Source organism: Butyrivibrio sp. AD3002 (genome assembly GCF_000420905.1).
In the GTDB taxonomy this organism is placed as follows: domain Bacteria; phylum Bacillota; class Clostridia; order Lachnospirales; family Lachnospiraceae; genus Butyrivibrio.
This window is the reverse complement of the sequence record NZ_ATVV01000013.1, coordinates 111,879-119,042: the sequence shown is the minus strand read 5'-3', so window position 1 is coordinate 119,042 and position 7,164 is coordinate 111,879. Positions and strand designations below refer to the sequence as shown.

General features: G+C 39.4%; 6 protein-coding genes and 1 tRNA gene. 1 reads left to right on the top strand and 6 read right to left on the bottom strand.

Features of this window, described 5'->3' with window-relative positions:
* Window positions 1-285: 285 nt before the first annotated feature.
* Window positions 286-666: a hypothetical protein gene (locus G596_RS0110565; RefSeq protein ID WP_022761816.1), complete on the bottom strand. Its 381-nt coding sequence runs from the start codon at window positions 664-666 to the stop codon at window positions 286-288.
* A 221-nt stretch (window positions 667-887) separates the two neighbouring features.
* Window positions 888-2,447: a leucine-rich repeat protein gene (locus G596_RS0110560; protein WP_022761815.1), complete on the bottom strand. Its 1,560-nt coding sequence runs from the start codon at window positions 2,445-2,447 to the stop codon at window positions 888-890.
* 476 nt (window positions 2,448-2,923) lie between these two features.
* On the opposite strand from G596_RS0110560, the gene G596_RS25955 reads away from it, so the two are divergent.
* A complete protein-coding gene (locus G596_RS25955) occupies window positions 2,924-3,121 on the top strand; it encodes a BfmA/BtgA family mobilization protein (protein WP_022761814.1) in 198 nt (65 codons plus the stop codon).
* Between the two features lie 178 nt (window positions 3,122-3,299).
* On the opposite strand, the gene G596_RS0110550 is transcribed toward G596_RS25955, so the two are convergent.
* From G596_RS0110550 to G596_RS0110535, 4 genes are all read right to left on the bottom strand, one after another.
* A tRNA-Arg gene (locus tag G596_RS0110550) sits at window positions 3,300-3,373 on the bottom strand.
* A gap of 50 nt (window positions 3,374-3,423) precedes the next feature.
* A complete protein-coding gene (locus G596_RS0110545) occupies window positions 3,424-4,227 on the bottom strand; it encodes an FRG domain-containing protein (protein ID WP_022761813.1) in 804 nt (267 codons plus the stop codon).
* A gap of 44 nt (window positions 4,228-4,271) precedes the next feature.
* The gene (locus G596_RS21785; protein ID WP_022761812.1) at window positions 4,272-6,089 is read right to left on the bottom strand and encodes a CHASE2 domain-containing protein; all 1,818 of its coding nucleotides are present in this window, start codon (window positions 6,087-6,089) and stop codon (window positions 4,272-4,274) included.
* On the bottom strand, window positions 6,058-7,164 hold the full coding sequence (locus tag G596_RS0110535) for an NHL domain-containing protein (RefSeq protein WP_022761811.1): 1,107 nt from the start codon (window positions 7,162-7,164) through the stop codon (window positions 6,058-6,060). The genes G596_RS21785 and G596_RS0110535 overlap by 32 nt, the downstream gene beginning before the upstream one ends.

Sequence of the window (7,164 nt, the reverse complement as noted above, 5' to 3'; positions counted from 1 at the left end):
ACAGTGAAAAAATATATAGAAAGCCAGCGCACGGATGACCACAAAAGAAAATATGAAAGAACAGGACGATACAGCAAAGCGAAACGCTGAGGGCCAGCGATTCATCCCCCACCGACTATGTCGGAAGGAGTTTTCTCGCTGATACATCATAATCACAAGTAATAGGATAATATTGTTATTTATGAGACACCTTTTATAGAAAAAAGATTATTATTCTTTTCCCTGTGATATTTAAATATTATTATTTATAAACTGTCTGTCTCACCGTCTCACTGTCTCAATTTATTAGACTTCATTATCATAAATTATAGCTGCGCAAAGAGTTGCTAAGTATTCTTCATCGCTTGATGCCTCTTCATATTCTGAATCATTAAGTCCATTAAGTAATGCATCAAATATTCCATATTTAAACATTCTGTCAGCAATATATCTAGACTCTCCTTCAAGATTAGTGTAATCAATCTTAAAACCATCATCTCCAAAAGATATACTTGCAATTTCTTTAGCTATTTTTACATCATACTGATTAGCATTCACATAACCAGAGCCTCCTAATCCAAGTTCATAGCCATGATCAAACCCTCCAATTCTCATCTGGTCTTTTATATAGTAAACATATGACTCTAGTCCATCAAAATGAATTGGTAACTCATAATCATCATTCAAACAATCAATATTTTTTTTTCATAGCAAACTGCTCCTTTCCATAAATATTTCTATATCCATAATATCACTGTTATATGGCTTTTAGTGTGTTGTTCCGTTTTAGGCGCTGAATACTTGGAAGCGCCGAAAAAGGTTGTTCAGCGATAAAAATTTTCCCCACAGAGCTGTAAGGCTCCATGGGGATGTCGATACAAGAATCGGATGATTCGGTATTGGCTTAGTTACTTTTTGCTTTTCTTGGAAGATTTCTTTTTGGTTTCCTGGATAGTATCAGCGGTGCTGTTACCCTGAACACCAAGTTTAAGCTTTGTTTCCTTCTTGGCATTACCCTTACTGTGGATATCTTTGGCAAATTTATTCGTCCACTTATTCTTGTTATAAGTCTTCACAGTGATGGTCTTTTTGTCTTTGCCAAAAGCATTCTTGGCAACTTTGATTTGTGCATACGCGCCGTAAAGATTGAATGTCTTGAGCTTTTTACACTTATAGAAAGCGTTCTTGGCTATTGATTTCTTAGCTTTAGCTTTTGGCATTCCACTGTTGACGCACAGACTGTCCTTTTCTGTAATCTTGAGAGAGTTTGAACCCCATGTTACTTCTTGTAGATTTTTACATCCGCTAAAGCAGTCTTTGGGTATTTCTGTAACAGATTCAGGAAGATACGCTTTCTTTAAATCGGTATCACCCTTAAAAGCGCCTTGTGCTATACTTGTGATTACAAAGTATTCGGGTGCAAGAACTGAAGTTCCACTTGAAAGTTCTGCACTGTAGGCGTTGACAAACATACTGCCTGCATTTACAACTTTATTGTCATCAACCTTGCTGCCAAATCTGTTAAGACCGTTTCTCCATGCTTGGAAAGCGTCTTCTCCTTGTTTGTGTGCACGCTTTTTATCATCATAACTTGATGTTACACCATAAAGTTCACCAATTTCATTAAATTGTACAGTGTTAGGAAGTAAAATGTCTTTCTTTGGCGCTGTCATTGCCAGATACTGACTGTCTTGAGCTCTTCCATGATATTCTAATCCAACTGTATCATAACCGATTATCTGAACCTGTCCAAGGCTCCTGTATCCGCCTTCTTTGGTAACTTTATAGATGATACCATCAAGAGCTCTGAAAGTGCTTCCTGCAGGAATGTGTGCATATATATTCCAACCTGGAATTGTGTCATAGCCATATTCGCTGGGGTTATGCACGGTATATCCTTGAACATTTGAATAATTTTCAAGTTCAGACCGCGTATCAGTTGTCTGATTGTTATCGGACGTGTTTGCGGTATTATTGGAAGAACTGTTACTTGAAGTATCCTGTATAGGATTTACTATTGCATCAGCCCAGCCCTGTGTGGTTGTTCCCAGTATAGGGTCTTCAAAATGCATCCATGCATTATCCCATAAAGTTTGGAGCTGATTAGGATATGTCGAATAATATCCTGTTCTGACATCTTTATATTTTGTCTTAAGTTCCTCCAATTCTGCTTCAGTAACAGTAATGAAGTTTTCCTTATAATCAGCTTCTTTTTCGACAGTATCAAAAAGAGATGCCGCTTCGGTCTTGGTGTATTCTTCGACATGGTCACCATAATCTACGGTATTTGTTGTTGTTGTACCAGCAGCAACGTTGGCGTCGAGCTTCTCGACCATCCAGTCGTAGCCTTTAGAGTGGGTTTCGCTTGCTTTTACTGTAAGTGTGGATACAGCAGCGATTGAAAAGACCATGGCTACTGCAAGCGTAAGCGCCAAAATCTTCTTAAGTTTGATATTGATATTCGTCATAATATCACGCTCCTTTCGGTGTAGATTTTGTTTACTTCTTGTATCAAAGATAGAGTCGAACGAGCGCATCTGCGCGAGTACTTAATTAGAAACTAATCTGATACAGTGCTAATGTTAGATGCATTTGACTGTATTTAAGATGTTTTTTACTTTTAAATTCTTATTGTCGGTGGTGGATTTTTGTGTCTGATGATCACGCGCTGTATTTCTTTATTATTTCTTGACACTGCTTCAAGATTCTTATGAATTCTCATAGATATATGCTTCCCTCATAAAACACTTATCATTAGCGCCGTTATTTACAATAACATATTGATGCTATATTTACAATATTAATATTAGTTATGATTGAATATTTATAAATGGCACTATATAGCTATATTTTTTTTGCCATATTTTTATCATATATCAGCACTGTTACTCATAATAAACTTACTAATGAAAGGTGTTAAATATGTTAAATACAGGTGATAAAAATGGCAAATGAAAAACTGATTATAAAAAAAAGAGGAGAAGATGGCTATAAGAACTTTTCAATAAGGATATCGAACGAGACCGTCCAGAAACTTGATGATATATCCAAATCAGCTAATTTAAGCCGGAACGAGCTCATACAAATCATGTTAGACTACGCAATTGAAAACTGCGAAATAAAACTTATTCTGTGTTGCTGACAGGGCTTACATACTTGGACATAAAATACAGACTAATTAATCTAACTATTCCCTGACCGATATGAGAAGGTTATCTGAAATGAAGGATATGCTTATAGGTGAGTGACAATTTAAGTAAATCTGGTGACAATAATATATAAAAAAGAAACCAACTTCGTCGGAAGCCAGTTTCTTTCAACGTTCCCGATGTGATTCGAACACACGACCTTCCGCTTAGGAGGCGGACGCTCTATCCAGCTGAGCTACGAGAACACTTATGCTTTTTTCGCACTAAAATATAGTATCATAGCCGTCAGCTAACTTCAAGACTTCACGAAGTAGTGTCTTCCAAGCCAGCGTGAAAGACCGTCCAGTCCCGGATAAACAATTCTTTCCGAAATGTTCTGATGGTCCAGCATGTCCCTGACCTGCCAGCGAAGTTTTTTGTCCAATACATACTTATAAGTGTTGGAGGTATTTTTATTAAGAAAGCCTTCGATATCCTCCATGTCACTTGGAATCACGGAAAAGAAAGAATACTGATTAACTATGCGCCTGTCAACTGAAGGCGGCTCTATAACTACCATCGATTGGTTACCCATATCCTTATCATACTGATCCAGGCTGTCGCATACATCCTGCATCATATCAACTGAGAAAACAGTATTGTTAACTCGCTTGGATTCCTGCCTGTATTTTTCGGGAAGAAGATCATGAAGCTCATGGATATCTATTCTCCAAACTGCACTGTCATGCATATCCATCTGATCCATGTCCCCTTCAGCTGTGGAAAAATGAAGTGCGATCAGAGGTGAGAACGACCAGTCAAGGAGCCTTGTGGGAAGTCCGTGATGCTGCCCGAATATCATCTGTCTCCATATGGATCTTTCTATCGATGGTTCCTCTATAGCAGCATACTTAGTAAAATTCCTTAATATACAAGGCTCGAGCTCTCTTCTCTTGTCCTTGCAGTTTCTCATAAGACTTGTTACCAGTTCAAAATCCGCATCGGGCTGTCCTCTGTACACAAAGAGATTCCTGTGTCTTCCAAGGTCATCCCTGTACTCCTGCTCTGATATCATTCGGAAAAGTGAATCCATGTTATCAATTCTTACGGTATTGATCATCTGTCACCTCACAAGTTTTATGCCAGCTCTTTTTTCCAAAAAAATTATTTCAGCACATCCAGGGTAAGTATCTCAAACCCTTCAGCTTTTCCTTTTAATTTAATACTGTCTCCAAGAGATGTTACCTCCGCCCTGTCTCCAAGTATGTCGGCAACTGCTCTTGATATCAGGATCTTACCTCCCGGAGCGTTGGCTTCAAGTCTCGCTGCCGTATTAACGGTATCGCCTATGGCAGTGTAGTCCATTCTGAGTGGTGCTCCGATATTACCTACAACCGCAGGTCCGTAATTAACTCCTATTCCGAAGGATACACTTCTTCCAAATCTCTCATTCAATTTTTCACCAAGAGCTATTGATTCTTCAACCATGTCCATTGCCGCACGACATGCCATATAAACTGCGTCGTCCTGTGCAACCGGAGCATTCCAGAAGGCCATGGTACAATCTCCGACAAACTTGTCCAGCGTTCCGTGGTTTTTCATTATGCACTCTGTTGTCAGCGTCAGGTACTGATTTATTATTTCTACGACTGTTGGCGGATCCAGCGCCTCACTCATAGTAGTAAAGCCTCTTACATCCACAAAAAGAACCGCTATGTCGTAAGTCTTTCCTCCAAGCTCCAGGGCACTCTCACCCTGTTCAAGAAGCTGCTTCATAACCGCCGGGTCTACATATTTTCCGAAAGTATTGGTGACCTTTTTTCTTTCTCTTGCAGCCTTAATATAGTTCATAGCAACTGAACCAATGAATAATATTGATACAAAAAGCGGTATCCACAAAACGTGCAGAACAATACCCGATGTCTTATAAAGAAGAAGGCAAAGCAAGATATACCCGCCGCATACCAGTACTTCTCCGATAATAGATGGGATTACATTTCTATCATAGAAAAACAGACACATGACTATGCATATGATAAATAGAATTATCAGCTGAACATTTCGTGATGCCTCTGACGGATAAAAACCTCTTCTGAAAAAATCCACAAGATTGGCCTGTATTTCCACTCCATAGGTAGGAGCAGCATGATCAATGGCTGTTCTGTATTCATCCTGAAGTCCTGCTGCGTAAGGTCCTATAAGAACAGCCTTTCCGGAGAAAAACTCAGGATCAACTTCACCATAATACAGATCCGCTACAGAGATAAAATCATAGTATCCCCCAGCATTTGTAAAATAGGATATATAGAAAAATCCGTCATTTTCCTTTGGAAGAGGATTTTTCTCTATTCCATTGTTTTCACAGAATTTTTCATAGATTGTTCTGGAAAAAGAATATACCTTTCCTTCTCCCGGAACATCCACATATAAGATTCCATGACGGATGATACCGTCGCTGTCAGCCATGGTGTTTATGTGGCCATAGCCCGCTGCTGCCTTTAACTGATCATAGGGTTCATCAAAAGCGAGCACAGCTCTCTCATCCATATAGAAGCCGGCGTCTTCAATCTGAAGTTCGCTCCCGAAGGTTGCCGCAGAAGCTACAACCACATTTTGTCCATTTTCACAAACTGCTGCCAGATAGTCATCAGCGTCAGGGTCTGCACTTTCTCCGACATACAAAATGTCAAGTCCGATTACGGCAGGTTTTTCCTGCGCACTGTTTAAGTAACTGACACAATCTGCAATTACACTCCTGGACCAGGGAAAAGGGCCCAAAGCATCAAGTGCTTTCTGATCAATTCCGACAACAACTATTTGTCCGTCGGTTGCTATCCTTTTCTGGTAGATTGCATCAGAAACAACTCCGTCTGCGGAATCTGTAATCCCGCTTATGGAGATTAAAACAAAGATAATTGAAATTAGTAATGCTATAAAATATTTGCCATACTTATTCCATTTCAAATTCATAGATTTTACCATTGAAATTGTCGCAAACGTAAAGCACATTATCTTTTATGCAAAGACCTGTAGGTGTTACAGGGTAAGCATTGATCTCTCCGGTATTTCCTTCTACAACAGTTGAAACCTCTCCGTCTTTTATACATCTGATTGCGGAATTAACTGTATCTGCCACATAAACTGATCCATCCTCTGTTACAAAAAGTGTTTTCGGAGATGAGAAAAGTGCCTCTTTTGCATCGCCGTCCTTCATTCCTTCTTCTCCGCTTCCTGCAACCTCTTCGATTACTCCCGCCTTATCTTCCTTCATGGAAGCCTTCACTATGCGGTTTGCTCCTGTCTCAGCTATGTAAAGAAATCCATCAAAAATGTACAATCCCATGGGTTCATTCAGATTAACAAGAACCTTATCCGCTTTTCCGTCACCTGTAATTCTAATAATTTCTCCTTCTCCGGTATTTGATACATAAAGGTTTCCATCATTATCAGTTGCAAGTCCTGTAGGATTATTAAACTCACAAGGCTTTTCCTTGCCACCTGAGGAAATAGCTGCATTTAGTGTCTCTACTATTCCATCATGTATGTACCTTACAACATCGTTTTTTGTATCGGAAACTGCATAACCATTCTGGAATTTGGTAATCTCAAAAGGATCCGTGAACAGAGCTTCCTCAGTTTTTCCGTCATTGTATCCGCCAAGTGGCACACCATAGATATCCTCTACGCTGTCAGCTCCTGCGATCTTTGTGAATTCTTCCCCATCATATTTCCAGACTGCATCATAATATGTATCGGATATGATAAAGTCATCACCATCCAAGAAAATTGTGCAGGGCTTAAATTTCTCATTTTCAAGATAGCCTTTTTCATCCTTATCTACACTCTTCTCATCAACAGTCTCTGATGATTTCTCCAGATTCTGCTCAGGAGTTTTTTCTTTTGCTTCAACTTCTCCCCTTGCATCTACGGCGCCTTCCTGCGCAGTGTCAGTTGTGACGTCACTGCTCTTTGTTCCACAGCCTCCTATAGTGAGCACAGTGATGAAAATGCTACATAGTATGCTCATTTTTCTTCGTAATGAATTTACTTTTTTCAT